At 62.3% G+C, this 25,549-nt stretch carries 26 protein-coding genes and 1 riboswitch; of the genes, 20 read left to right on the top strand and 6 right to left on the bottom strand.

What is annotated here, in order from left to right; genetic code table 11:
* Positions 1 to 8: 8 nt before the first annotated feature.
* On the bottom strand, positions 9 to 1,790 hold the full coding sequence (locus tag FF80_RS11275; protein WP_052153428.1) for a tetratricopeptide repeat protein: 1,782 nt from the start codon (positions 1,788 to 1,790) through the stop codon (positions 9 to 11).
* 126 nt (positions 1,791 to 1,916) lie between these two features.
* Here FF80_RS11275 and FF80_RS11270 point away from each other — a divergent pair, with 126 nt between their 5' ends.
* From FF80_RS11270 to moaB, 3 genes are all read left to right on the top strand, one after another.
* Positions 1,917 to 2,744 carry a uracil-DNA glycosylase gene (locus tag FF80_RS11270; protein ID WP_035100328.1) on the top strand — a complete coding sequence of 276 codons (828 nt, stop codon included), beginning with the start codon at positions 1,917 to 1,919 and terminating at the stop codon, positions 2,742 to 2,744.
* A gap of 102 nt (positions 2,745 to 2,846) precedes the next feature.
* A complete protein-coding gene (locus tag FF80_RS11265; RefSeq protein WP_081917393.1) occupies positions 2,847 to 4,169 on the top strand; it encodes an MFS transporter in 1,323 nt (440 codons plus the stop codon).
* Positions 4,147 to 4,683 (top strand): molybdenum cofactor biosynthesis protein B, encoded by a 537-nt coding sequence (gene moaB, locus FF80_RS11260; RefSeq protein ID WP_035100326.1) that lies wholly within the window; start codon positions 4,147 to 4,149, stop codon positions 4,681 to 4,683. The genes FF80_RS11265 and moaB overlap by 23 nt, the downstream gene beginning before the upstream one ends.
* A gap of 68 nt (positions 4,684 to 4,751) precedes the next feature.
* Here the strand turns inward: moaB and FF80_RS11255 are convergent, their stop codons facing one another.
* Positions 4,752 to 6,230, bottom strand: a complete 1,479-nt coding sequence (locus FF80_RS11255; protein ID WP_052153427.1) for an MDR family MFS transporter — start codon at positions 6,228 to 6,230, stop codon at positions 4,752 to 4,754.
* A gap of 420 nt (positions 6,231 to 6,650) precedes the next feature.
* On the opposite strand from FF80_RS11255, the gene FF80_RS11250 reads away from it, so the two are divergent.
* Complete coding sequence (locus FF80_RS11250; RefSeq protein ID WP_052153426.1) at positions 6,651 to 7,799, top strand: PA0069 family radical SAM protein; 1,149 nt, start codon at positions 6,651 to 6,653, stop codon at positions 7,797 to 7,799.
* On the opposite strand, the gene FF80_RS11245 is transcribed toward FF80_RS11250, so the two are convergent.
* Positions 7,796 to 8,479 carry an HAD-IA family hydrolase gene (locus FF80_RS11245; protein ID WP_035100361.1) on the bottom strand — a complete coding sequence of 228 codons (684 nt, stop codon included), beginning with the start codon at positions 8,477 to 8,479 and terminating at the stop codon, positions 7,796 to 7,798. The two genes, FF80_RS11250 and FF80_RS11245, sit on opposite strands and share 4 nt — an antisense overlap.
* Before the next feature lie 131 nt (positions 8,480 to 8,610).
* Between FF80_RS11245 and FF80_RS11240 the strand changes: the two genes are divergently transcribed.
* Complete coding sequence (locus FF80_RS11240) at positions 8,611 to 9,495, top strand: aminoglycoside phosphotransferase family protein (RefSeq protein WP_152558348.1); 885 nt, start codon at positions 8,611 to 8,613, stop codon at positions 9,493 to 9,495.
* On the opposite strand, the gene FF80_RS11235 is transcribed toward FF80_RS11240, so the two are convergent.
* The gene (locus tag FF80_RS11235; protein WP_035100323.1) at positions 9,452 to 10,372 is read right to left on the bottom strand and encodes a DMT family transporter; all 921 of its coding nucleotides are present in this window, start codon (positions 10,370 to 10,372) and stop codon (positions 9,452 to 9,454) included. The two genes, FF80_RS11240 and FF80_RS11235, sit on opposite strands and share 44 nt — an antisense overlap.
* A gap of 129 nt (positions 10,373 to 10,501) precedes the next feature.
* On the opposite strand from FF80_RS11235, the gene FF80_RS11230 reads away from it, so the two are divergent.
* Positions 10,502 to 10,945 (top strand): Lrp/AsnC family transcriptional regulator, encoded by a 444-nt coding sequence (locus tag FF80_RS11230; RefSeq protein ID WP_035100321.1) that lies wholly within the window; start codon positions 10,502 to 10,504, stop codon positions 10,943 to 10,945.
* Here the strand turns inward: FF80_RS11230 and FF80_RS11225 are convergent.
* A complete protein-coding gene (locus FF80_RS11225; RefSeq protein ID WP_152558347.1) occupies positions 10,942 to 11,484 on the bottom strand; it encodes a hypothetical protein in 543 nt (180 codons plus the stop codon). The two genes, FF80_RS11230 and FF80_RS11225, sit on opposite strands and share 4 nt — an antisense overlap.
* Before the next feature lie 153 nt (positions 11,485 to 11,637).
* Between FF80_RS11225 and FF80_RS11220 the strand changes: the two genes are divergently transcribed.
* The 4 genes from FF80_RS11220 to FF80_RS11205 all read left to right on the top strand — a co-directional run bounded on the left by FF80_RS11220 (position 11,638) and on the right by FF80_RS11205 (position 14,430).
* The gene (locus tag FF80_RS11220) at positions 11,638 to 11,994 is read left to right on the top strand and encodes a DUF4180 domain-containing protein (protein ID WP_035100318.1); all 357 of its coding nucleotides are present in this window, start codon (positions 11,638 to 11,640) and stop codon (positions 11,992 to 11,994) included.
* A 29-nt stretch (positions 11,995 to 12,023) separates the two neighbouring features.
* A complete protein-coding gene (locus tag FF80_RS11215) occupies positions 12,024 to 12,671 on the top strand; it encodes a ribonuclease HII (protein ID WP_035100357.1) in 648 nt (215 codons plus the stop codon).
* Between the two features lie 92 nt (positions 12,672 to 12,763).
* Positions 12,764 to 13,897, top strand: coding sequence for a site-specific DNA-methyltransferase (locus FF80_RS11210; protein ID WP_035100315.1), 1,134 nt, complete (start codon positions 12,764 to 12,766; stop codon positions 13,895 to 13,897).
* Positions 13,898 to 14,199: 302 nt separating this feature from the next.
* The gene (locus FF80_RS11205; RefSeq protein WP_035100313.1) at positions 14,200 to 14,430 is read left to right on the top strand and encodes a DUF2798 domain-containing protein; all 231 of its coding nucleotides are present in this window, start codon (positions 14,200 to 14,202) and stop codon (positions 14,428 to 14,430) included.
* A 36-nt stretch (positions 14,431 to 14,466) separates the two neighbouring features.
* On the opposite strand, the gene FF80_RS11200 is transcribed toward FF80_RS11205, so the two are convergent.
* Positions 14,467 to 15,495, bottom strand: coding sequence for an A/G-specific adenine glycosylase (locus FF80_RS11200; RefSeq protein WP_035100355.1), 1,029 nt, complete (start codon positions 15,493 to 15,495; stop codon positions 14,467 to 14,469).
* A 104-nt stretch (positions 15,496 to 15,599) separates the two neighbouring features.
* On the opposite strand from FF80_RS11200, the gene FF80_RS11195 reads away from it, so the two are divergent.
* The 10 genes from FF80_RS11195 to gcvH all read left to right on the top strand — a co-directional run bounded on the left by FF80_RS11195 (position 15,600) and on the right by gcvH (position 25,548).
* Positions 15,600 to 16,127 (top strand): DciA family protein, encoded by a 528-nt coding sequence (locus FF80_RS11195; RefSeq protein WP_035100311.1) that lies wholly within the window; start codon positions 15,600 to 15,602, stop codon positions 16,125 to 16,127.
* Positions 16,128 to 16,215: 88 nt separating this feature from the next.
* Positions 16,216 to 17,001, top strand: coding sequence for a thioredoxin domain-containing protein (locus tag FF80_RS11190; RefSeq protein ID WP_052153424.1), 786 nt, complete (start codon positions 16,216 to 16,218; stop codon positions 16,999 to 17,001).
* Between the two features lie 57 nt (positions 17,002 to 17,058).
* Entirely contained in the window at positions 17,059 to 20,514 is a 3,456-nt protein-coding gene (locus FF80_RS11185) for an AAA family ATPase (RefSeq protein WP_035100351.1), read from the top strand.
* Positions 20,515 to 20,772: 258 nt separating this feature from the next.
* Positions 20,773 to 21,165 (top strand): AtpZ/AtpI family protein, encoded by a 393-nt coding sequence (locus FF80_RS11180; RefSeq protein ID WP_052153423.1) that lies wholly within the window; start codon positions 20,773 to 20,775, stop codon positions 21,163 to 21,165.
* Positions 21,166 to 21,189: 24 nt separating this feature from the next.
* Positions 21,190 to 21,963, top strand: coding sequence for a F0F1 ATP synthase subunit A (locus FF80_RS11175; RefSeq protein WP_035100309.1), 774 nt, complete (start codon positions 21,190 to 21,192; stop codon positions 21,961 to 21,963).
* A 62-nt stretch (positions 21,964 to 22,025) separates the two neighbouring features.
* Positions 22,026 to 22,253, top strand: coding sequence for a F0F1 ATP synthase subunit C (locus FF80_RS11170; protein ID WP_035100307.1), 228 nt, complete (start codon positions 22,026 to 22,028; stop codon positions 22,251 to 22,253).
* A gap of 100 nt (positions 22,254 to 22,353) precedes the next feature.
* Positions 22,354 to 22,995 carry a F0F1 ATP synthase subunit B gene (locus FF80_RS11165; RefSeq protein ID WP_035100306.1) on the top strand — a complete coding sequence of 214 codons (642 nt, stop codon included), beginning with the start codon at positions 22,354 to 22,356 and terminating at the stop codon, positions 22,993 to 22,995.
* 2 nt (positions 22,996 to 22,997) lie between these two features.
* Positions 22,998 to 23,486 (top strand): ATP F0F1 synthase subunit B, encoded by a 489-nt coding sequence (locus tag FF80_RS11160; protein WP_348270327.1) that lies wholly within the window; start codon positions 22,998 to 23,000, stop codon positions 23,484 to 23,486.
* 273 nt (positions 23,487 to 23,759) lie between these two features.
* Positions 23,760 to 23,848: riboswitch (glycine riboswitch) on the top strand.
* Between the two features lie 158 nt (positions 23,849 to 24,006).
* The gene (gene gcvT, locus FF80_RS11155; protein ID WP_035100304.1) at positions 24,007 to 25,173 is read left to right on the top strand and encodes a glycine cleavage system aminomethyltransferase GcvT; all 1,167 of its coding nucleotides are present in this window, start codon (positions 24,007 to 24,009) and stop codon (positions 25,171 to 25,173) included.
* Positions 25,174 to 25,182: 9 nt separating this feature from the next.
* Complete coding sequence (gene gcvH, locus FF80_RS11150; RefSeq protein ID WP_035100303.1) at positions 25,183 to 25,548, top strand: glycine cleavage system protein GcvH; 366 nt, start codon at positions 25,183 to 25,185, stop codon at positions 25,546 to 25,548.
* Position 25,549: the final 1 nt, after the last annotated feature.

The following is a 25,549-nucleotide window of genomic DNA, read 5'->3' as shown; positions in this document are numbered from 1 at the left end:
AGGCCTTGCTAGTTCACGGCTGGCTGGGGAGAACCCGCAGATGTAGCGCCCGAGTCCTCCGCAACCGGCGCGTCATCCGAATCTGCCCCCCCGGTCAGGCCATTGGCCAGCTTGGGCGCGACCCGCTTTTTGACATTGCCTTCCTGATCGACCGAGGCGGCCACGTTCCACTGGAACCTGGCTTCGAGCTTGCGACCGGCCCGCCAATAGGCGTCACCCAGGTGGTCGTTGATTTCCGCATCGTTGGGGCGCAGCAACACGGCCTGTTCGAGGGTCGCCACGGCTTCATCCATGCGGCCGAGCTTGTAGAAGGCCCAGCCGAGCGAATCGACGATATAGCCATCCTGCGGCACGGCCTTGACGGCTTTCTCGATCATTTCGAGAGCGGGTTCGAGATGCATGTCCTGATCGATCCAGCTATAGCCGAGATAGTTCAGCACCTGGGGCTGGTCGGGGTTGAGCTTGAGCGCTTCGAGGAAATCGGCCTCGGCCTTGGGCCATTGCTTGGCGCGCTCATAGGCAATGCCGCGCACATAATAGAAACGCCAGTCGGAAGCGTTGTCGCCGCCGGTCAGTTCCAGCGCCTTGGTATAGGCTTCGGCGGCGGGCACATATTGCTCGTCATAGCGCAGCAAATCACCCAGCACCGAAACGGCGTCGAGATCATCGGGGCGGGTGGCCACGATATTGCTCAGGCGGCGCAGGGCTTCGGGGCGATCGCCAATGGCATCCAGATTCTGCGCCACGCGGACCACGGCGGTGGATTTCATCACCGAGGTGGCGGGGACTGCTTCATAGATGCTGTTGGCGGCCGGATGCTGGCCTGCACTGTCGAGCAATTGGCCGAGCGCCAGCGAGATCACGTCGGCCGACGGGTCCAGATAAAGCCCCATGCGCAGGAAGACCAGCGCCAGATCAAGACTGCCATCGCGCGACAGAGCGACACCAATGCCGTGGAACATTTCGGCAGCACCGACCTGCACATTGGTAGCGAAAATGCCGGGGCGCTGCCCGGCCTCGACGGCGAGCTTGACGCGGGTGACTATGGGATGAGTCAAGCCTTGCGCCTCGAATTGGGCGATGACGTCCTTGGCCTCGTCGAACCGGCCGGCATTGGCCAGAATGCGGGCATAGACTTCAACGATGCGCGCCACGAAAGGCTCCGCATCGAACGCCTTGCCGGCCAGCGCAATGGCCTTGTCGGTTTCCCCCGCAGCCTCAGCCATCAGCGCGCGGTGAAAGACCAGGAAATCCTCGAGCCCATTGGCCCCGAGCTTGTCGAGCAGGGCTTCGGCTTCAGGGAAGCGGTTATCGCCTACCAGCGCCCAGGCCTGCAGAATGCCCGCGGTGATGCCGGTAAAGCTGTCCTGGCCAATGGCGCCGAGCATTTTTTCAGCCGCGCCATAGCGGCGCTCCTTGAGCGCTTCGGTGGCGACGACCAGTTCACCCAGCTCATTGCGCGGATCGAGTTCGAGCAAATGCTTGGCGGTGGCCGCGGCCTGGCCGATCTGGCCATCGACGGCAAAGCCGATAAAGGCGCGCTCGACCAGAACCGGATTGTCCCAATCGGCCTGGGCGGCCTGGTTGAAATAGCGCGCGGCCTCTTCGGTCCGCATATCCTTGAGCGCCTGCTGGCCGGCCATATAGGAGCCGGTGACGCTAGAACGGAACAAGGACAACATATCAATGGACTGGGCAGGCTTGGTCTGGGCGGCCAGGGGGGCGGCAAACGCCGCCAGCATCAGCACCACGAAGGCGGGTCGCGCGAGACGGTTCACGAGCAATGTCACGAGGCTTATTTCTCCAAGGCCTTATCCAGCCAGTTCTGGCGGGCAAGATTGTCCGTTTTGCGACTGCGCCGCAAGTTCGTATGCAGTCACTTTCCGCTGTAGAGCCGCTGTGACATAAGAGAGGCCATGGCTCAAGAACGATCCCTCAGTCACGACGATATGGTCGGCATGCTCGATTGGTATCGCGCTGCCGGCGTGGATATCGCCGTGGGCGAAGAACCGGTTGATCGCTTCGCGCAGCGCCCTCCGGCGCGGACAGCTGCTGTGGCCGCGCCAGCCGCGCCGGGTGATCCGCGAACACCGGAGCCCATCGAGCGCATTGCGCCCCCTGCCCCGGCGCTGGGCGGCGACCCAGGCGAGGCGCGGGCCTTGGCGGCGAGTGCGGAAACGCTTGAGCAATTGCAGGCTATTTTGGGCGCTTATGATGGCTGCGGCCTGAAATTGCGAGCCACGCAACTGGTGTTTGCGGATGGCAATCCCGAAGCCGATATCATGCTGATCGGGGAAGCGCCGGGGGCCGAGGAGGATCGGCAGGGCAAGCCGTTTGTCGGTAAATCGGGGCAATTGCTCGACCGCATGCTGGGCGCCATCGGGCTCGACCGGACCAAGGTCTATATCGCCAATACCGTGCCATGGCGGCCGCCAGGCAACCGTACCCCGACGCCGGAGGAAATGGCGCTGTGCCTGCCCTTCCTGCACCGGCAAGTTGAATTGGTCGCGCCCAAAGTGGTGATGACGTTGGGCGGACCGGCCATGCAGACGGTGTTTTCGACTACTAGCGGGATCATCAAGATGCGCGGCAAGTGGAGCCAGGTAGCCATCGGGCAGCACGAAGTTGAGGCCATGCCGACGCTGCACCCAGCCTATCTGCTGCGCAATCCGGCGGCCAAGCAGCAGGCGTGGCGGGATTTGCTGAGCCTGCGCATGCGGATTGAGGCGCTGGGACTCGTTTAAGCACAACGCCACTTTTTTGCGCTCCCATTCCGGGCATGCCGCGTTATGGTCGCTCTTGCGTGATTTGCAACGTTGTTCCGATCGTCAAAGCCGAAGAGCGTCATGGCCTCTGTCATCAAGATCTATGCCCTGTTTCTGGGTTCGGCGCTGCTCATGTTCGGTGGGGGCCTGCAGGGCCTGCTGCTATCGGTGCGCGGGGCGGAGGAAGGGTTTTCTCTGCTCTCGCTGGGCCTGATCGGCACCGGCTGGTCGGTGGGGTTCGTCGCCGGGTCCATCACCGTGCCGCTGGTGGTGCGCAAGGTGGGCCATATCCGGGCCTTTTCGGTGATGGCGGCCATCGGCACGGTCACCATTCTGCTCAATCTGCTGCTAATCAACGACCTCAGCTGGATCCTGCTGCGCGCACTCTCCGGTTTCTGCTTTGCCGGCGCCGCGATGGTCGTGGAAAGCTGGCTCAATGAAGTGGCCGAGAACAAAAGCCGCGGCACGATCTTTTCGATCTATGTGACCATCAATATGGCCGCCTCGACGCTGGGGCAGATCGCCATGTCGGTGACCGGCACCGCGGGCTATGTGCCCTTCGTACTCGGTGCCATCAGCTTTATCTGCGCGGTTCTGCCCACCGCATTGACCTCGAGCCCCCAGCCCCGCCCGCTGGCCTCCGCCAAAATCGATGTTCTGTTGCTCTATCGCACCTCGCCAGTGGCTGCGATCGCGGCTTTTTCGGTTGGCATGGCCAATGGCGCCTTCGGTACGCTGGCCCCGGTTTATGGCTACGCGCGCGGGCTTGATGCCAGCGGCATTGCGCTGCTGTTTGCTGTGGCCGCCATTTTGGGCGCAGTAGCGCAGATTCCATTTGGCCGGTTATCGGACCGGATCGATCGGCGGCTGGTGTTGATCGGGCTGGCGGGATTTGCTTCCATCGTGGGGGCGCTGACCGTGCTCATCAACCCCGAAGCGGGGTGGATGATGTATGTGCTGTTTGCTGCCTATGGCTTTGCCGCCAACCCGATTTATGCGGTGGCGGTGGCCCATGCCAATGACTTTGCCAAGGATGGCGATTTCGCCAAGATCGCGGGAGGCATGCTGCTGATCCTGGGCATTGGGCTAGCCATCGGGCCAGCCGTGGCCTCGATGATCATGGGCGCCTGGTCGCCGGTGGGGCTGTTTGTCATCACCACGCTGTTCCATGCCCTGCTGGCAGTCACCGCCTATCTGCGCATGCGGGTACGCAAGAGCGTGGATGCGTCCGATCGTGCCCCGTTCCAGGCCATGGGCAATGACAAGCAAGTGACGCCAGAATCGATTGTGCTCGACCCACGGGCTGATAGTGAAGATTACGAGATGCCGGGGAACGAAGCCCCGGTGCCCGAGGAATTGGCGAGCAGCGGAGAAACTGGCAATGTTCAAGACGGAAAGATTTGAAGACCGGGCGTTCAAGCAGCTTTCCATCGCCGTGATTGCCGTTTCCGACACGCGGACGCTGGGAACCGATACAGGCGGCGCGCTGCTCAAATCGCTGTTGGAAGCCGATGGGCATATATGCGCCGAGCGGGTAGTGGTGCGCGATGACATCCAGCTGATCCGGCGGGCGGTACAGAATTTTGTGGCCGACCCGGGCGTTGATGTGATCCTGACCACGGGCGGCACCGGCTTTTCCGGGCGGGACGTGACGCCGGAAGCGATCGAACCGCTTTTCGACAAGCGGATGGAGGGCTTCTCAGTGCTGTTCCATCAGTACTCGGCCACGACCGTGGGCACAAGTTCACTGCAATCGCGGGCGACGGGTGGGCTGATCGGCACGACCTTCGTGTTCTGCCTGCCGGGTTCGCGTGGCGCTTGCCGCGATGCCTGGGAAGGCATTTTGAGCCATCAACTGGATTACCGGCACAAGCCCTGCAATTTTGTGGAACTGATGCCGAGGCTCGACGAACGCTGATTGAGCATCGTTTCGTCGTCACAAACCCTGCAAAGAAAAACGGCGCCCCGTGGGGCGCCGCTTGTCGTTTAGTGGCCGTGGCTCATGCCGGGAGCCGCATCGGGCTTGCGCACGAAGAACGCGGTGACAATGGCGAAGAGCGAGATCACCGCGCCGATCAGGAAGGCCAGTTGAATGCCACCGGCCAGCGCGCTGACCGGCTCCACGCCCTCGGAAGTCAGGCCGGCAGTCCGGATGGTCATCAGGGCGACGAACAGGGCAATGCCTGCTGCGCCCGCCACCTGCTGCACCGAGCCGAGGATGGCGCTGCCATGGGAATACATTTCCATGCGCACCGAACCCAAAGCTGCGGTGAACAGTGGCGTAAAGACCAGGGCAAGACCGATGCTGATGACAATGTGGCCGGTCAGGATGGCCCAGACCGAGGTGTCCTGATCCACCCGGGTCAGCGCCCACAGCACGATCGACACCAACATGGTGCCGGGCACCAGCAGCCTGGTCGGCCCGATGCGGTCATAAAGCCGGCCAACCGAAGGGGCCAACAGACCCATCAACAGGCCGCCAGGCAGCAGCAACAGGCCGGTCTGCAGCGTATCGAGCCGCAGCACGTTCTGGGTATAGATGGGTAGCAGAATGACTGTGCCGAACAGGGCCATCATAGCGATGGCCATGGTCAGCACCGAAACGGTGTAATTGCGTGACAGGAAGGTGCGCAGGTCCAGCAGCGCCTTGTCCTGCCGCGACAGTACGATCTGGCGCCAGACGAACACAGCCATAGCCACCAGACCTACCACCAAAGGCAACCAGATCGGGAAGGCCGCACCGACATGCTCGCCTTCGCCCATGCTGGAAAGGCCATAGACGAGACCGCCAAAACCCAGGGCCGACAGGATCACTGAAGCGATGTCGAGCGGGGCGTAGCGGGGCGTCGTGACATTCTGCATCTTGCGGCCACCAACGACCAGGGCCGCAATGGCAATGGGCAGCATGAGGATGAACATCCAGCGCCAGTCCATGTTAGCGAGGATGAAGCCACCGATGGTGGGGCCGATGGCCGGCGCCACGGAGATGACGATCGAGATATTGCCCATAGTCTTGCCGCGCGACTCAGGCGGCACCAGCGTCATCACCGTGGTCATCAGCAACGGCATCATGATGGCGGTGCCGACAGCCTGGATAACGCGACCAAAAATCAACAACTCGATGCCGGGCGAGGCGGCGCAGATCAGCGTGCCGGCCGTGAAGATGGACATGGCCAGCATGAAGACGGGCCGGGTATTCATGCGCTGCAGCAGAAAGCCGGTAATCGGAATGACAATGGCCATGGTGAGCAGGAAAGCCGTGGTCAGCCACTGCGCCACATTGGGCTGCACAACCAGACTGTCCATTAGATTGGGGATGGCCACGCTCATCATCGTCTCATTGAGAAAGACGACAAAGGTGGACCCCAGCAGCAGGGCGATGACCAGCCGGTTGCGGGCCGCATCGGTCTGGCTCACCGGGGTGTCGGCTGGCATGGCGTCAAAAGTCGTTGCGTCGGTACTCATGAGGGTTCCTCGAGCTGAAATTTGCTTGGTCACCAGGACGACGGGCGGCGCCGGTGAATTTCGACGCCACCCTGGAATGTTTTTGCGACAACCTGTGTCAGCAGCAGATGGTTAGGCGTTGGCTTTAGTAATCCCGACGTCGCGGCAGGTCAATACTAAATTATTCGCTTAAGCGTTTATCGCGAGATGGGCGCGCGAAAGGGTGCTGCTTGTACGCCCTGAGGGCGCCACCGGTCCACCCTCGCAAATGCAAATCTGGGCTGCAAAATCGCTTTCCCGACTCTTCCGCGGCACCTCGCCAGCACCCATATGGAATCCAGGTGAGCAGTCTAGTTCTTGTTTTGTTCTCACTGAGCTGCTACATCTTGCGATGTGCTCGCGGTCACGATTCGACTGTGGCGCGTCGGCAGGAGAACTCTCATGGCCCTTTATCAGGCCCCGTCTTTCGAAGCCCTGGAAAAGCTCAGCCGCAGTCGCGATGCCGATCTGGCACGCCGCGAACTGCTTAACCCGGACCGCATCCGGGGTCGGGGGGCGCAGTCCAATATCAGTGGCCGGTTTGAAAAGCAGAAGCGCGAGGGGTTCGATGATGGCTGGGACAATGTCGAGCCGCTTCCGATCTTCGAGACGGTGGAGCATGTCGAGCGCGCCAAGACCATCATCACGACCAATGACAGCCCCGACATTGGCTTCGAGCGTTCGATCAACGCCTATCGTGGCTGCGAGCATGGCTGCTCGTACTGCTTCGCGCGCCCGACGCATGCCTTTCTGGGGCATTCGGCCGGCATCGAATTCGAGCGCGACATCTATGTGAAGGTCAATGCGGTGGAGGCCCTGCGGGCCGAGCTGGGTGCCAGGAATTACAAGCCCAAGCCGATTGCAATGGGCACAAATACCGATCCCTATCAGATGTCCGAGCGCAAGCATAAGCTGACGCGGGGCATTTTGGAGGTGATGCTGGAAACCCGGCACCCGGTGATGATCACCACCAAATCGGCCCTGATCGTGCGCGATCTGGATATCCTGACTGAGCTGGCCAAGCTCAACCTGGTCAAAGTGGCCATTTCGATGACCACGATGGACCACAAGCTCAGCCGCAAGATGGAGCCGCGTGCCTCCTCCCCCGCCCGCCGGCTGGAAGCGATCCGCTTGCTCAGCGAAGCGGGGGTGCCGGTGGCGGTGTTTGCCTCCCCGATGATCCCGGCGATCAACGATATGGAGCTGGAACGGATACTGGATGCAGCGGCGGCGCAGGGGGCCAGGAGTGCTTCGATGATCCTGCTGCGGCTGCCGGGCGAAGTGCGCGACATTTTCCGCGAATGGCTGCTACGCCATTTCCCCGACCGGGTGCGGCACGTGCTGGCGCTGGTCCGCGACACGCGTGGTGGCAAGGATTACGACGCGCGTTGGGGCACCCGCATGACCGGCGAAGGTCCCTATGCCACACTGTTGCGCCAGCGGCTCGACAAGGCGCGGGAGCGCTATGGGCTGGACGTAAAACTGCCGGGGCTGCGCACGGATTTGTTCGTGGCGCCCAAGCTCGAAGACAAGCAGATGAGCCTGTTTTAGGCAGCTACAGCAGCGGCGCGGGCCAGGATGAAATCGAGTAAGGCCGGATCGGCATAGCTTGCAGCACTCGTGCTGGCGCCGGCGGCGATCAGTTCGTCATGGCCAAGACTGGTGCGGATGCCCACGGTGGCCAGCCCTGCCCCGGTGGCTGAGGCAATACCGGTGCGGGAATCCTCGAAGGCGATGGAATGCTCCGGCCGGGCGCCGAGCAGACGCAGCCCTTCAAGATAGGGCAAGGGATGGGGCTTGCCATGGGCGAGCTCCTCGCCAATCACCAGCGCCTTGAAGCGATGGCGGATGCCCAGACTATCCAGAATGAGATCGGCATTGGCGCGCGGGGCATTGGTAACGGCAGCCATGGGCAGCCCCATGGCGTCGGCGCGCTCCAATAAGTCCATCAGGCCCGGCACGGCGTGAATGTCCGAGCGGGCCAGATCGCGGAATGTCGCCTCCTTGCCGCGCATCACTTCCATCCCCGCTTCTGGCGACAGATGCGGCACGAAGCGGCGCGCGATGGCCTCATTGGCCAGACCCTGCAATTCCAGGGCGAAGCGGGCTTTGTCGAACTGCTCGCCATAAGGCGCGAAGGTGCGGTTGAAGGCTTCCAGATGTAGCGGATCGGTGTCGGCCAAGGTGCCGTCGATATCAAACAGCAGAGCGGCGGCGGGCTTGATGGTCATGGGATAATCCGAAAACTGGCCGGTGCGGAAAGCATAGCAATTCGGCTGCTTAGTCAATCGCCAGCAGATTTGCCGCGCCAACGGAATGTCGATTAGTCTGGGCCTTCAATTGATTTTTCAACGAGCCTGCCGTGCCCATTGCCGCCGCGCCCCTTAGCCTTGACCAATTGCGCGACATCATCGTCGCCGGCCACCCCGAGACACGCGGTGGTCGCTTCAGCCTGCTCACCGAAGGCTGGGACAGTGTGGCGGTGGATGTCGATGACCGGCTGATCTTCAAATTTCCGCGCGAACCGCGGGCCGAAGCGGCGCTGATGATGGAAGCCCGGCTGCTGGACGTCATTCGGCCGGCAGTGGCAATGCCGGTGCCGGAACTGACGATCCACCAGACGCCGCTGATCTATTCGCGCCACGCCAAGCTGGCAGGCGAGCATTTACTGACCGAGCATTATGGTCGGCTGAGCGAAGGCGAACGCCAGCGGCTCGCCGACAAGCTCGGGGTGTTTTACGCGCAGCTACATGCCATCGACCCCGCGCCATTGCGGGCAGCGGGTGCAGCCCCAATCGAGGCCATTGCCACGGCGGACGCAATTGCGGCAGGCGCGCTGCCGATACTGCCGGATCATCTTCGGGCCCTGGCCGAACAGGCACTGGCGGGCTGGGCGGCGCTGACGCCGGACCCCTATGGCGAAACCTACGGCTTTTTCGACGGGCATGGATGGAACATGGCGTTCGACCATGCCAGCGCCACGCTCAATGGGGTCTATGACTTTGCCGATTCCGGGTTTGGACCGCTGCATGAGGAATTCACTTATTCGAGCTTTGTGTCGGCGGACCTGACCGGACGGATCGTGCGGCGCTATGAGACCGAGACGGGCAAACAGCTCGACCGCGAGCGCATTCACCTGACCACCGGAGCGCATCGGCTGTGGGAATTGGCGCAGGAGACAGGAAGCCCCGAAACGCACGCGATCATGATAGCGGCCGTTGAGGCTTGGGCGGCCAGCGCGCGCTGATCATGCGCCGGCCGAACGGCTCCCAGCCCAGGGTCATGGCAGCGGCGGCGACGAGGATGGCGGCAGCGCCGAGCAATTGCCAGCCGCCAAGCCGGTGGCCGAAGACGATGAAATCCACCAGGATCGCCACGACCGGATAAATGAAGGAGAGCGCGCCAATCAGGGGCGTGGGCAATTTCTGGATGGCACCATAGAGCAGGATATAGACCAACCCGGTATGCACCACGCCGATTGCGGCAAGGCTCCCCCAGGTAGCCGCGCTGGTGGGCAGGCTTGAAAAACCGGCAAAGGGCGCAGCCATGAGCATGCCAACACCGACCTGGATCAGTGCGATGAGATGAGGCGGTATGCCTCTGAGCTGTTTGGTGACCAGCGCAGCGATGGCGTAGAAAAAGGCCGCGCCGAGCGAGAGCAGGATGCCTCCCAGATAATCGCTGCCACCGCTGCCGGTCTTGCCATTGGCGATCAGCACGACGCCGGCAAAAGCAATCGCGAGCCAACCCAGCTTATGGGCGGTCAATCGCTCCCCGAGAAACAGCACGCCAAAGGCCACCAGCATGAAGGGCTGAGTATTGTAGACCGCCGTGGCGATAGAGATCGAGGCCCGCGGATAGGCGGCGAACAGCAGAAGCCAATTGGCGACGATGGCGACGCCGCCAAGCGTGGCCAGCAGAAATTGGCGCGGGGTGATGGTGTCGCGCCGGAACAGGCCCAGCGCCACACAGGCGATAAGCAGGGGCACGGCGCCGAACACACAGCGCCAGAACACCACATCGATTACCGGTTGATTGGAAAACAGGACGAAAGCGCCGATGGTGCCGGAAATGGCCATGGCCGCTGTCATCTCTATGGCGCCGCGTGTAGTCGTAGTCGTCATCGTCTGCCCTCATTGTCTCGATGAAAGATAGCCCGGAGCGGGGGCGACCATCCATAGGACTTGAAAGGCGAATGCGCCTTCTGCTTTATATTGTTCGTCTGATTTTCCGATTTACCTCAGAAAACAAAAATGATCGACGACATTGACCGCCATATAATCGAAGCCTTGTCGCAGGATGCACGGCTGTCGATCAAGGAATTGGCGCAGCGGGTGGAACTGTCGTCGCCCAGCGTATCGGAGCGGCTGAAACGGCTGGAGGAGCGCGGCGTGATAAGGGGATTTACCCTCGATCTCGACTCCAAGGCGCTTGGCTATTCGCTACAGGCAATCGTGCGGATCAAGCCGCTGCCGGGGAAGCTGCATATCGTGCAGCAGTTGATCGAGGAGATTCCGCAGATCACCGAATGCGACAAGGTAACGGGGGACGATTGCTTTGTCGCGCGGCTGCAATTGCGTTCGATCGAGCAATTGGATGGCATCTTGGACCGCATTGCAGACAAAGCCGAAACCAGCACGGCAATCGTGAAGGCACAACCGGTGAAACGGCGCCTGCCGCCCTTGGGACCGGTCTAGTACTGCGAAACCCGCCGCGCATAACTCGCCATGAAATCGAGCGAGGCGAGAACGCCGCGCAGCGAAAACCGCACCTTGCGGACAGGCTCGTCAGCAGTGGTGAGCGGCACGCCCAAGGTGATCGCGTTGCGCATCTTCATCTGCGCGATCAGCGCGTCACGGCGGGCTTCGTTGGCCACAAACCATTGATTGGTAGTGTTGAAGCGGGTCTCCAGATCGGTCGTGAAATCGAAGGTTTGCGGCATGGCGCCGGTGAATTCGATATTGAGCGGCCGGCGGGTGTCGACTTCGGCATCGTCAGCGGAACCCGTGAAGGCGACATCAACGTCGCCGGTCAACCTATTGTGGATCAGGGTCAGCTTCCAGGCGGGCAGGCCCGCGCTATTGAGCTCCTGGCTGCCAGCGCTGGCAAAGCAGGAATAGCCATAATAGGTGGCGGCATCCTCATCGATCTTGTCGGGGCATGCGGCGAGCCAGTCGCTGTTATATTCGCGCCATTCTCCGGAGGGATGATGGAACGGTTCGCCGGCAGCGGGCATCGCGAAAAGCGCTAATGTGAGAGCCACCCAAAAGAGCGGTGACTGCATCGATATCAAGTGCAATGGCTCCTCACTCCCCTGCCCCAGATGTTGACCATAGCAGAAGTCCTGCCAACACTCAGACCGTATATAACTGCTGGCAAAGGAGAAATCATGACGTCGATAAGCACTAGCAATGGTCGTGCGTTTCTTGAGCTTGCCGATAAAGGCCCGCTGCTGGGCACGGAGGCGGACGCTCTGGACATTCTGAGCCAAACCTACGGAACCGAGGCAAGCGTGATTGTCATCCCGGCGGCCCGGCTCTTGCCGGATTTCCTGCAGTTGCGAACCGGAATGGCGGGCGCCTTCATCCAGAAGCTGCAGAATTATGGCTGCCGGCTGGTCGTGCTAGGCGATATTTCGGCGGCGGTTGCGGCCAGCGCGGCGCTGAACGCATTCGTCGTGGAAACCAATCGAATCGGCCATCACATGTTTGTGCCAGACCGGCAGGCGCTGCTGGAACGCTTGTGATCGGGCAAGAGCCCGGCGATGCTGGCGGCATGTTGATCGATTCGCCGCAGACTGTTCCCGACTATTCGCATGAGCGCGCCATGCAGGCGCGCGGGGCCCGGTTCGTCGCCGGGGTGGATGAAGCCGGCCGCGGACCGCTGGCTGGGCCGGTGGTGGTTTCGGCCGTGGTGCTAGACCCGCTCCGCATTCCCGATGGGCTCAACGATTCCAAAAAGCTGAGCGAAGAGCAGCGCGAGGCGCTGTTTGCGCTGATCGTCGCGTCGGCCCATGTGGCAGTGGTGGTGGCGCCGCCCTCGATTATCTTGAGCCGCAATATTCGCGGGGCAACGCTGTGGGCGATGGCACGGGCGGTCAACAGCCTGGGCGTGGCGGTCGATCGGGTGCTGGTGGATGGGCGCGATGTGCCCATGGGCCTGCCCTGCGACGGCACCGCGCTGATCGGTGGCGATGGGCGCAGCGTGTCGATTGCGGCAGCCTCGATCGTCGCCAAGGTGACGCGGGACCGTATGTGCGCGATCATGGATTGCGATGCACCCGACTTTGGTTTTGCCGGGCATAAGGGCTATGGCACACCCCAGCATTTGCGGGCGCTGACGGCCCATGGCCCTTGCCGGCACCACCGCGCCGAATTTGCCCCGGTGGCCGAGGCGCGGCTGCGGCTCGCAGTGGCAAACTGAGGCTCTTAACTCCCCGCTAACCCATTACGAACGCTCTTTTAACTCCTGCGGCGCTACAAAGGACGCGTTAGTACTGCGTTAGGGTTAAGTGTATGTTGCGTACCGCGCGTACGGCTCCTGTAGCCGCTGCGGAGGAGGCAAAACGCCTCCCCATCGATACCATCCTTGTGGGTGATTGCATCGACCACATGAATGCCCTGCCGGCCGGCTCGGTTGACCTGATTTTTGCCGACCCACCGTACAACCTGCAACTGGAACAGGGCCTTACCCGCCCCGACCAGTCCAAGGTGGATGCGGTGGATGACGACTGGGACAAGTTCGAGAGCTTTGACCATTACGACCAATTTACCCGCGCCTGGCTGAAAGCCGCGCGCCGGCTGCTCAAGCCCGATGGGGCATTGTGGGTCATTGGCAGTTACCACAATATTTTCCGGGTCGGGACTGCACTGCAAGATCTCGACTACTGGATGCTGAACGACGTGATCTGGCGCAAGGCCAATCCCATGCCCAATTTCCGCGGCACGCGCTTCACCAATGCGCATGAGACGCTGATCTGGGCAGCGCGCAGCCAGAAAAGCCGGGTGACCTTCAATTATGAAGCGCTCAAGCTGGCCAATGACGATACGCAGATGCGCAGCGATTGGCTGTTTCCCATCTGCACCGGGGCCGAACGCCTCAAGGACGAAGACGACGGCAAGGTGCATCCGACGCAAAAGCCGGAGGCCCTGCTGTTCCGCATTTTGAACGCCACGACCAAGCCGGGCGACATCGTGCTCGACCCGTTCTTCGGCACCGGTACGACCGGCGCCGTAGCCCGCAAGCTGGGCCGGCATTTCATCGGTATCGAGCGCGAGCAGAGCTATATCAATGCCGCCCTGCAGCGCATCGCCACCATCCGCCCCGGCGTGTTCGAGGCGCTGCAATCGGTGACGCCAAAGCGCAAGGAGGCCCGCATTCCGTTCGGTTCGCTGGTCGAGCAGGGCGTGATCGAGCCGGGCGCGCAACTTTTCGACTCGGGGCGCCGTTACTCGGCCATGGTTCGTGCAGACGGCTCACTCGTCTCGGGCACGCATCAGGGCTCCATCCACAAGGTGGGAGCGCTGGTGCAAGGCGCCGAGTCCTGCAACGGGTGGACATTCTGGCACCATGACAATGACGGCCGCAGCGTGCCGATCGATGATCTGCGCAGCGATATTCGACAAAAACTTGATTTGATTTCCGCCTGATCCTGACCTCCAATCACTCTCAGGCTCTACTCCTGGCCGCCGGTTTGCCCCGGCGGCCTTTTTGTTTTTTGGCCAATGAGTAGGTTGGCGGGCTCGCTCTGCCGTCCCTGTCTTGACGTTTTCGTCCCCATCCCTTAGGCGATGACGGTCGAAAAGTTATCGGCCGGTTGGTTATTCCGGCCCCTGCGAAAGCGGGATCAAGTCGCATAGTGCGAACCCACGGCACCAGTTCCTTACGAAAGGATGGTGCTTGTCTGGGTCCCGGCGACCCTGTCATCACCATCCATGACAGCGAGACAGACATGACCAACAAGAAGACCCTGATCCTGGCACAAGCGCTGATAAGCCTGATGATGGCTTTCTGCATGACCGGAATTTTCACTTTCCTGCCCTTTGGCGCCACCACCGAGTGGCTTGCTGCATGGTCCAAAGGATTCATCATGGCCTGGCCAATAGCATTCTGCCTGTCGATGCCAGTCGGCAAGATTGCCTTCGGCATTGCCGGACGTTTGATGGCGCGGGCTGCAGCTTAGCTTGGCAAAGGCGGGTCTCGCGGCCCGCCTCCAGTTTCACTCCAACCCAGCCACCGCCAGCACTTTGCGGAACAATGTCGGCAGGGCTTCACCCTTGAGCGCCTTGGGTTCGGCCCACCAGCCCTTATCCAACCCCGCTGAAGCGACCGCCGCGGACCAGATTTCGAGTTCGAGGCGGAAATGGGTGAAGACGTGGATGACCTGGCCGCGATGATACCAATCCCCTTCAACCGGATAGGCAACCGCGGGCAGATCCACCGCCCAGTCGGAGGTCGGGACTTCGGTCATTTTGGCGAGCAGCCCCTTGTCGGGGCGGGTTTGTAGGTACACGTCGCCAGCGGGGTCGGTCATGACGAAGGCGTGGCCCTTGCGCACCGGCCGTTCGGTCTTGGCGGCTTTGAGCGGATAGCGCGTGGGATCCGCCGTCTTGGCGCCGATGCAGCCGGGCTGGATGGGGCAGAGCATGCAGATGGCGGTGCGTGGCGCGCAGATCGTGGCGCCCAGATCCATCATGGCCTGGGCGAAATCCCCTGCCCTTTTCGGCACTGAAGCCTGGAGAGCCCCGCGCAATTCTTCCTTGGCGTCGCGGACCGGGACGGGCAGTGCGTAATAGCGGGTGAGGACGCGGTCGAGATTGCCATCGAGCACGGCGACCGGCTCGTCAAAGCAGATGGCGGCGATGGCAGCGCTGGTATAGGCGCCGACGCCGGGGAGGGTTTGCAGGGCCTCGGACGTCGTAGGGAATTTGCCGCCATGCTCGTTGACTACGGCCTGCGCGCAAGCATGCAAATTTCTGGCTCGGGCGTAATAGCCCAACCCGGCCCATTCCTTGAGCACGGCGTCGAGCGGAGCCGCCGCGAGGTCAAAAACCGTCGGCCAGAGGCCGGTGAAGCGCAGGAAATAGGCTTTTACCGCGGCGACGGTGGTTTGCTGCAGCATGACCTCGCTAAGCCAGACCCGGTAGGGATCGGGCGCTATGCCCTTTGCCCGGTCGGCCGGCGAGATGCGCCAGGGCAGGTTGCGGGCATGGTTGTCATACCAGGCGAGAACTGCGGCGGTGTCGATGGGGGCGGGGTTTGGCAGGTGCATGGCGCAGATTTGGGGGAAGGCTGGATTTCGTGCAAGCCCGAACCTACCGCCACCCCGACGCAAATGCTAAAGCTGGGCTAATGAGTGAAGCCAGCAAACCCAAAGCCGAGATGGAACCCAAGCGCCGCAATCGCTCGGTGACGCTGGGCGATGCGATCACCGGCGCGCTTGATCCGGTGCTGAAAAAGCGCGGCTTTGCCAGCCGGGACATTATTACCCATTGGCGGGCGATGACGCCCCCGCCCTATGACAAGGTGGCGATACCCGACAAGCTGGCCTGGCCGCGCGGGGAGCGAAGCGCGGAGGGGGCAACGCTCTATCTGCGCTGTGCGCCCGGCCATGCGCTGGCCATTGTCCATGAGGGGCAGGCCATTGCCGCGGCGGTCAACCGCTATTTCGGCTATGTGCTGGTGGGGCAAATCCGGCTATCGGCCGAGCCGTTCACCCCCGGTTCAGGGGCCAAAGAGCAAAAAACCATTCAACCGAGCCAGAGCGTGCAAGCAAAGGTCGGGGCCCAGGTGGCCAATATAGAAGATAACGGTCTGCGGGAAGCGTTGCGGGCATTGGGCCTCGCGCTCTCCAGCAGGTCGGAGCGAAATGGCAAATAGTGCGTTCACCCGCTAGTGATGAATGTGCCCACTTGCCGACACCTTGTGCCCGTGTAGTGTCCCGCACACCATAAAAGGAGCGTTTGCCGTGAAATTTACCCGCCGTGACACCCTGATCCTTGCCGCCGCCGCGTCGGCGCTAAGCCTTTGCGGCGTCGCCACGGCCAATGCCGCGGAAGGCGACGTGGTTGACCAGGCCAAGCTGATGGCGCCCGCCGGCGGCATGACGGACCATATGCAGGGCAGCGATACTGCTCCGGTCACTGTTATCGAATATGCTTCGCCCACCTGCCCGCATTGCGCGACCTTCGCCAATACGGTGAAGCCCGATTTCGTTGCGGCCTATGTCAATACCGGCAAGGTCAGGCTGATCACCCGCCCCTTCGTACGCAATGTGCTGGATGCGGCAGTGTTCATGCTGGCCGAGGCCGCGGGCCCGACCAATTATGACAATGTGCTGGCGACCTATTTCAAGACCCAGAACGATTGGGCAGCTTCGGAAGCCCCGCGCGACAAGATCCTCGAAATCGCCAAGCAGCTCGGCTTTACCCAGGAAACCTTCGACGCTGCCTTGACGAATCAGGCGCTGTTCACCGGGATGGAAGCCATGCGCGATCAGGCGCTCAATGACTTCGGTCTGCAGGGCACCCCGACCTTCTATGTCAATGGCAAGACGCTCACCGGTGACAAGACGCTCGAGCAGCTCGCTGCTGAAATCGATCCGCTGGTGCCTGCCGATTTCGTGCCGACGGAGCCCACTGCTGCAGCCCCTGCCGCGCCGGCAGCAACGCCTGCTGCTCCTGCCGCAACCGACACGATGGCTCCGGCTGCTCCCGCAGCCGAGACGGCAACGCCGGTTGCCCCTGCGCAGTAACGCCCTCAATCTGCGCCTCCCCCTCCCGGGGGAGGTCGCCCTTTGGGCGGGGCGGCCATGAAATTCTCCCGCCTCAAGCTGCATGGCTTCAAATCGTTCAGCGATGAAACCGTGCTCGTCATGGAGCCGGGGCTGACGGGCATTGTCGGGCCCAATGGCTGCGGCAAATCCAATCTCGTGGAAGCCATGCGCTGGGTGATGGGCGAAAGCTCATACAAGGCCATGCGCGCTTCGGGCATGGATGACGTGATCTTTTCGGGCTCCGGCAACCGCCCGGCCCGCAATACTGCCGAAGTCACGCTCGTGCTCGACAATACCGACCGCACCGCGCCCGCCGCTCTCAACAATGCCGATGTGCTGGAAGTCACCCGCCGGATCGAGCGGGAGGCCGGATCGGTCTATCGCGTCAATGGCAAGGAAGTGCGTGCCCGCGACGTGCAATTGCTGTTTGCCGATGCCTCGACCGGCGCCCATTCGCCCGCCATGGTGCGGCAGGGGCAGATTGGCGAATTGATTGCCGCCAAGCCGACCGCACGCCGGGCCTTGCTCGAAGAAGCGGCCGGTATTTCAGGGCTGCATTCGCGCCGGCATGAGGCCGAACTGCGCCTGCGGGCGGCCGAAGGCAATCTTGAGCGGGTCGATGACATTATCGGTCAGATCGACACTCAGCTCGAAACGCTCAAGCGCCAGGCGCGGCTGGCCAATCGCTACCGCTCGCTCTCGGGCGATATTCGGCGGGCCGAAGCCACGTTGTTTCATATCCGCTGGGTTGCGGCGCGCTTTGCCGAGAAGGAAACTGAGGCACAACAGGCCGTGCTAATCCGCGAATTGGCGGATGCGACCCATCTCGAATTGCAGGCGCAAAAGACGCTGGAAGCGGCCGATGCGGCGCTGCAGCCCTTGCGCGACCGCGAGGCGGTGACCGGGGCGGTGCTGCAGCGCTATACGATTTTGAACGAACAATTGGCCGAAGAAGCCCGCCGCGCCAGCAGCCGCCGCGCGGAACTGGAAGACCGTATCCGCCAGCTCGCCGCCGATGGCGAGCGCGAGCGCCTGCTAGTGGAAGAAAGCGAAGTCACGCTCGCCGCCTATGAAGAAGAATTGGTGCTGTTGGCCGAAGAGGGCGAGGCAGCACAGACCGATTTCGACCGCGCCCGCGGCGAATCCGAGGCGGCAAGTGCGGCGGTGAGTGCCGCCGACGCGCGGGCGCGTGCCGCCGCCGATGCGCTGGCGCAGGTGCGGGCACGGCGTGGCCAGGCGCAACGCAGTGCTGAAGATGCGGCCGGGCGGATTGCCCGACTTGGCCAGCAGCTTGCAGAAGTCGAGCAGGAAGCCAATACGATCGCCGCCAAGCTCGATGCCGATGCGACGCTGACCCTGAAGCGCGCGGCATTGGAAGAAGCGCAGGCGAGTGCCGCGACGGCCGAAGAAATGGCTCTCACGGCCGAAGAAGCAACCGCAGATGCCCAGACACAGCTCGATGATGCACAGCCCCGGCTGGCCGAAATCGAAGCGGCGCTGACGCGGCTGGAGTCGGAAGCCTCTACCCTGGGCAAGATGCTCAATGTGGGGGCGAGCCTCTGGCCGGCCATTGTCGACCAGCTCAGCGTACAATCGGGCTACGAAACCGCACTCGGTGCTGCTTTGGGGGATGACCTTGAAGCGTCATCCGACGCGGGCGCGCCAATGCATTGGTCGGTGGCGATCGAGGATTATATTGATCCGGCCCTGCCTCAAGCGGCCGAGCCCCTGTCGCGCTATGTGACGGGCAATGCGCTGCTCAAGCGGCGGCTGGACCAGATCGGCATTGTCGATGCCGTGGATGGCCCCGCGCTCATGCATGCGCTCAAGCCCGGCCAGCGGCTGGTGACGCTGGACGGCGCACTATGGCGCTGGGATGGTTTTGTGGCTGCGGCCGATGCGCCAAGCCCGGCCGCACAGCGCTTGGCGCAGCGCAATCGTCTGGCCGAGCTCGATGCCGAAATCACCCGCGCCCGGGGCGAGCGCAATGCGGCCAAACGCGATGTCGAGGCGCTGACCGCGGCCCTCACCACCGCGCGGCAGGACGAAAAGAGCCAGCGCGAAGGCTGGCGCATGGCCCAGCATGCCATTGGCGCGGCGCAGGCCGAAGTCGATCGAGCACAGCGGGCTATTGGCGATCTGACCACGCGTCAATCGGCGCTGGAGGAAGCCCGCGCGCGCCTTGCAACCAGCCTTACCGAGGCCGAGGCGATGCGCGAGCAGGCCGAGAGTCTATTGGAAGAAGCGGGCGAAGAAGGCGAAGCGACTGAAATGGCCGAGGATTTGCGGGCGGCGCTTAGTGCCGCGCGGGAAAAGGCCGATCAGGCCCGCCTCAAGCTGGGCAGTTTTGAGACCGCGGCGCGCATGCGCGACAATCGCCTCAGCCAATTGCAGCGCGACAGCATGGCCTGGACCCGCCGCCGCGACGGCGCGATGGCGCAATTGGCCACGCTCGATCAACGCAGCGCCGAAGTCACAGCGCAATTGACCAGCGTCACCGAAACGCCGGACGGTTTTGCCGCCCGCCGGGCGCAGCTGGAAGACCAGATCGAAACCGCCACCATCGAGCACAAAGCCGCTGGCGACCGGCTGAACCTGGCCCAGGCCGGCTATCGTGAAGCTGATAAGGCGCTCAAGGGCGCCAGCGATATTCTGGCCAATGCGCGGATCGAGCTGACCCGCGTCGAGGAGCGCATCAAGGGCATTATCGCCCAGCGCCAGCAGATCGAGCGGCAGATCGAGGAAACGCTCGATATTCCCGCCAGCAAAACGCTGGAAGTCTCAGGCATCAAGCCCGAGGAGGCCCTGCCGGCCGAAAGCGTCATCGAGCAGAAGGTGGACCGGCTCAAGGCCGAGCGTGAGCGGCTGGGCGGGGTCAACCTGTCGGCGGAAAAGGAAGCCGAAGAGGTTCAGGAAAAGCTTGACACCATGGTCAAAGATCGAGACGACCTGATCGAGGCCATTGCCAAGCTGCGAACCGGCATCCAGTCGCTCAATCGCGAGGGCCGCGCGCGGCTCAATGAGGCCTTCGTCAAGGTCAACGAGCATTTCCAGGAGCTGTTCACCACCCTGTTCGGCGGCGGCACGGCGGAACTGACCTTTGTCGAAAGCGACGATCCGCTCGAAGCGGGCCTCGAAATCATAGCCCGCCCGCCCGGCAAGAAGCCACAGACCATGACGCTGCTCTCGGGAGGCGAGCAGGCGCTGACGGCGATGAGCCTGATCTTTGCGGTGTTCCTGACCAATCCGGCGCCGATCTGCGTACTCGATGAAGTGGACGCGCCACTGGACGACGCCAATGTGGAGCGCTTCTGCAACCTGCTCGATTCCATGCGCCAGCGCACCAATACGCGCTTCATGGTCATTACCCATAACCCCATCACCATGAGCCGGGTGGATCGGCTGTTCGGCGTGACTATGGCCGAGCGCGGCGTAAGCCAGCTGGTATCGGTGGATTTGACCACGGCCGAGACATTTCTTGAGGCGGTTTGAGGTTTTGGGTCTGGGGGTACCCCGCCGCCGGTAACCCAAAATTGCCCAGAATCCCCCCGTCCCTGCCTCCACTTTGCCATGCTTGGGTGTGGACAGCATGCCGCACCCCCGCTCAAAGCCAAAAAGACGTTTTGAATCAACGAATTATGGCGCCGCGACGAATCTTGACACTGTGTTACCCCACCACTATGTTGCGCGCGACTTAAAAGGCGCCCCGGATTAACCCCGGGTCAAAGCCGGGCCGAGGGGAGCGAGCGGATGGCAAAACCGCAAGATACCAAAGGCCAGGATAGTGGCGCTGATGGGGTGACGCGCGATCTCGCATCGCGTATTGCCTCTGCCAAGCGGAGCCGCGCAGCCGAGGACAACAGAGCCTTGGCGAATGGTTCCCACGACACGAGCGGTATGGCGCGCGGCATGCGCATCGGCACCGAATTCGTGGCGGCGATCGTGATAGGGGGCATTCTCGGCTACCTGATCGATCTTGGACTGGGCACCAGCCCCTGGGGATTGCTCATCATGTTCATGATGGGCTTTGCCGCTGGAATACTCAATGTCACCCGAGCGGTGGCCGAATTGAATGCCGCATCGCCTCCCCCGCCTGGGCCTACAAAGCCTGACGCGGAAGACGACAAGCGGATTGAACACTGATGACGACGCGCAAGGGGCTCTGTTTTGGCCGGTACTGACCCGATCCACCAGTTTGTCATCGAGGACATGATCCCCATCCATGTAGGTGGCGATGGCACCGCAGGCAGCGGGCTGAACCTGTCCTTCACCAATTCGTCGCTCTTTATGGTGCTGACGGTTTTGGCGATCACCACTTTCGTGCTGCTGGCCTCGAGCCGCAAGCAGCTGGTGCCTTCAAGGCTGCAACTGACGGGCGAATTGGCCTATGAATTCGTGGCCAATATGTTGCGCAGCTCGGCCGGCACCGAAGGCATGAAATTCTTCCCCTTCGTGTTCTCGCTGTTCGCCTTCGTGCTGACCGCCAACATGTTCGGCATGATCCCCTACTTCTTTACCGTCACAAGCCACATCATCGTCACCGTGGCGCTGGCTCTGCTGGTGATGAGCGTGGTCGTGATCTACGGTTTTGTCCGTCACGGCTTCAAATTCCTCAAGCTCTTCGTGCCCTCGGGCGTGCCGGCCTATGTGCTGCCGATCGTGGTGCCGATTGAAATCATCTCTTTCCTGTCCCGCCCGATCAGCCTGTCTGTCCGACTGTTCGGCAATATCCTGGCTGGCCATATCACCCTCAAGGTGTTCGCCGGTTTCGTGGTGAGCCTGGGTGCAGCCGGTTTCCTCGGCTGGCTGGGTGCGATCCTGCCGCTGTTCATGACAGTGGCGCTGACAGCCCTCGAATTCCTCGTTGCAGCAGTGCAGGCCTATGTGTTTGCAGTTCTGACTTCGATGTATCTCAACGACGCGGTTCACCCTTCACACTGAGCGTTGAGTCCCTCAACGGCGGGCCCCGCCGGCAAACTACGACCCTTGAAAGGACTACAAAAATGGAAGCTGAAGCCGCAAAGTACATCGGCGCTGGTATTGCAACTCTGGGTATGGCCGGCGCTGCGCTTGGCGTGTCGAACATCTTCTCGAACTTCCTGTCGGGCGCCCTGCGCAACCCGTCGGCTGCTCCGAGCCAGACCGGTAACCTGATTTTCGGTATGGCCATGACCGAAGCTCTGGGCATCTTCTCGTTCCTGGTTGCCCTGATCCTGCTGTTCGTCGCCTAATAGCGGCGCGACTGCGTGCATTCTGCAGCCGGGGCCAACCCGGCTGCATTCTATCGTCCGGCTTTCCGCCGGCTGACCGGATTTAACGGGACCTCACCTGATGGTAACGCAAGCCTACGCCCAAGAGGCAGCAGCCCCGGCTGAAGAACATGTCGATGGCGCGGTCGATGCGACCCATGCCGATCCGGCGCACGCCGACCCGACCGCCGATACCCATGCCACCACCGAGGCGCATGGCGGCGAGCATGGCTCGGATATCTTCCCGCCATTCGACCCGGCGACCTTCCCGTCGCAATTGCTGTGGCTGGCGATCTGCTTTGCCGCGCTTTACCTGCTGATGAGCAAGGTAGCCCTGCCCCGCGTCGGCTCCCTCCTGGCCGACCGCAAGGCTCGGATCGATGCAGATCTCGCCGCGGCCGATGCGAGCCGCCAAAAGACCGACGCCGCCATTGCCGCCTATGAGGCAGCTCTCGCCGACGCCAAGTCCAAGGCCCAGGGCATTGCCGCCCAGACCAGCGACGCGATCAAGACCGAACTGGCCAGCAAGCGCCAGGCCGTGGAAGCCGATCTTTCCGCCAAGGTTGCGACTGCCGAAGCGCGCATCGCCTCGACCAAGGCCGAAGCGATGACCCATGTCGACGAGATTGCCGCTGAAACGGCGCAGACCGTCGTCACCCAGCTCGTCGGCGATATTCCGAGCGAGAGCGTCAAGGCCGCCGTGGCCAAGGCGAGCAAGGAGTAAGCATGATGGAATGGATGGACAATAGCTTCTGGGCCACTGTCGGGCTTGTTCTGTTCCTGGCGCTGATCACCTATTTTGGCGTGCCGCGTGTTATCGGCAAGATGCTCGACAAGCGCATCCAGCAGATCGCAGATGAACTCGAAGCCGCCAAGAAGCTGCGCGAAGAAGCCGCGGCCCTCTTGGTAGAATATGAGCAGAAGCGCGTCGCTGCCGAATCCGAAGCCGAGGGCATCATTGCCGCTGCCAAGGAAGAAGCTGTGCGTCTGACCGCCGAAGCCCAGGCTTCGCTGGCCGATCTGGTCACCCGCCGCACCCGCGCCGTCGAAGCCAAGATCGCCCAGGCCGAGGCCCAAGCCATCGCCGAAGTGCGCGCCCGCTCCGCCGATGTCGCCATCGAAGCGGCCCGCGCCGTGCTGACCGAGGAAATGGCCAAGAAGGGCGGCCAAGTCGTCGACCGCGCCATTGCCGATGTGGGCAATAAGCTGAACTGAGGCGTTCGGGTTAGTTAGATTGAGTTTGAGGGCGGGCCGCAGGGTCCGCCCTTTTTTGTTTGAGGTCCGGGCTCCTTTCTACCCTCGCCCCTTGTGGGAGAGGGACAGCAATTTCTTCGTTCAGAAGAAATTGCAGGGTGAGGGGTACTGCATTCGCCCATGCCAGAAGCACAGAAAGAGACCCCTCATCCGCCCTTCGGGCACCTTCTCCCACAAGGGGAGAAGGGAAAGGGCCCGAGGACGATTGACGCCCCTCAGAATCTCCACCATGGTGCCCTCACTGCGGGAGAGATTGGACTTTCTCCAGCGCCGAAGGAGCAACCGCCCCGGAAACTCTCAGGCAAAAGGACCGCAGCACAGCTACAACTCTGGAAAGCGGACCGGCACAGTGCCAGGTCCCACCGAAGGAGCAACCGGCGCTCAGCCGGGAAATCTCTCAGGTGATGAGGACAGAGGGGGCACGGAATTCGCCGCGAGGCGAGTGTAGTCGTGTCGCCTTGTTCATTTCCGGGAAGCGTTGATGGCCCAGACCTCAGCCGAAACTCTCAAGACCACGCCGCTTTATGAGCAGCATATTGCCGCCGGCGGCCGCATGGTGCCGTTCGGCGGATATTCCCTGCCCGTGCAATATGCCTCGGGCATCATGACCGAACACAAATGGACCCGCGAGCATGCCGGCCTGTTTGATGTCAGCCATATGGGGCCGAGTTTTCTCGAACTCAGCAGCAAAACCGGCGATGCCGACGCCGACCACGCTGCCATCGCGGCTGTTATCGAGCCGCTGATCTGCGGCGACATTGCCGGGCTCAAGCCCGGACAGATCCGCTATACGCTGCTGCTCAATGCACAAGGCGGCACCATGGACGACCTGATGGTCGCCCGCTCGCCCCGCTTCCCCGGCGCGCTCTATATCGTGGTCAATGCGGGGACCAAGGATGCCGATTTCGCCCATATCGCTGAGGCCGCCGGCGACCGCGCCAAGCTGACCCGCGCTGATGATGGAGCGCTGCTGGCCCTGCAGGGTCCCGAAGCCATTGATGTACTATCAGCGCTGCTGCCGGGCGTGGTGGAACTGGGCTTCATGCAATATGGCCCCTTCGACTGGAACGGGCACACGCTGATCGTTTCCCGGTCGGGTTATACCGGCGAGGACGGATTTGAAATCCTGGCGCCAGCCAGCATTGCCACCACCTTCTGGGACACGCTGCTGGCCGATGAGCGCGTCAAGCCAATTGGCCTGGGCGCACGCGACAGCCTGCGGCTCGAGGCCGGGTTGCCCCTTTATGGGCATGACCTGAACGAAACCATTTCACCCATTGAAGCGGATCTGGGCTTTGCTGTTTCCAAGCGCCGCCGCGAGGCTGCTGACTTTCCTGGCGCCGCTCGCATTTTGGCCGAGCGCGAAAATGGCCCCGCCCGCAAGCGCGTCGGCCTTATCGTCGAAGGTGCTCCGGCCCGCGAAGGCGCCGAAATCCTTGACGCCGCCGGCGCCGTAATCGGCGTTGTTACCAGTGGCGGCTTTGCCCCCTCGCTTGGCAGGGCCATCGCGCTCGGCTTTGTGCCGCCCGCCCATATTGCTATTGGAACCAGGCTGCAGGTCAGCATCCGCGGCCGTGCCCAGGCCGCCGAAGTCGTGCCGACGCCCTTCGTACCCCATCGTTATTTCCGCAAAACCACATCCAGTTGAGGGATCGCCATGACCACCAAGTTCACCCCTGACCACGAATATATCCGCGTCGAGGGCGCCACCGGAATTGTCGGCATCACCCAGTTTGCCCAGGAAGCCTTGGGCGACATCGTGTTTGTCGAGCTGCCCAGCGTCGGCAAAGTGTTCAAAAAGGGCGATGAAGCCGCCGTCGTTGAATCGGTCAAGGCGGCGTCGGAAATCTATGCGCCCGTCTCGGGCACGGTCACCGAGGTCAATGACACGCTGACTGGCGAGCCGGGCCTCGTCAATCAGGACCCCGCCGCAGCCGGCTGGATGTTCAAGATCGCCATTGCCGACGCCAGCGAGCTGGATGGCCTGCTCGATGATGCCGGTTACGCCGAACTGACGAAGTAAA

The sequence above is a fragment of the Devosia sp. LC5 genome (genome assembly GCF_000735585.1).
Taxonomy (GTDB): domain Bacteria; phylum Pseudomonadota; class Alphaproteobacteria; order Rhizobiales; family Devosiaceae; genus Devosia.
The sequence above is the reverse complement of the archived record's forward strand: the minus strand, read 5'-3'. Positions and strand labels throughout refer to the sequence as shown.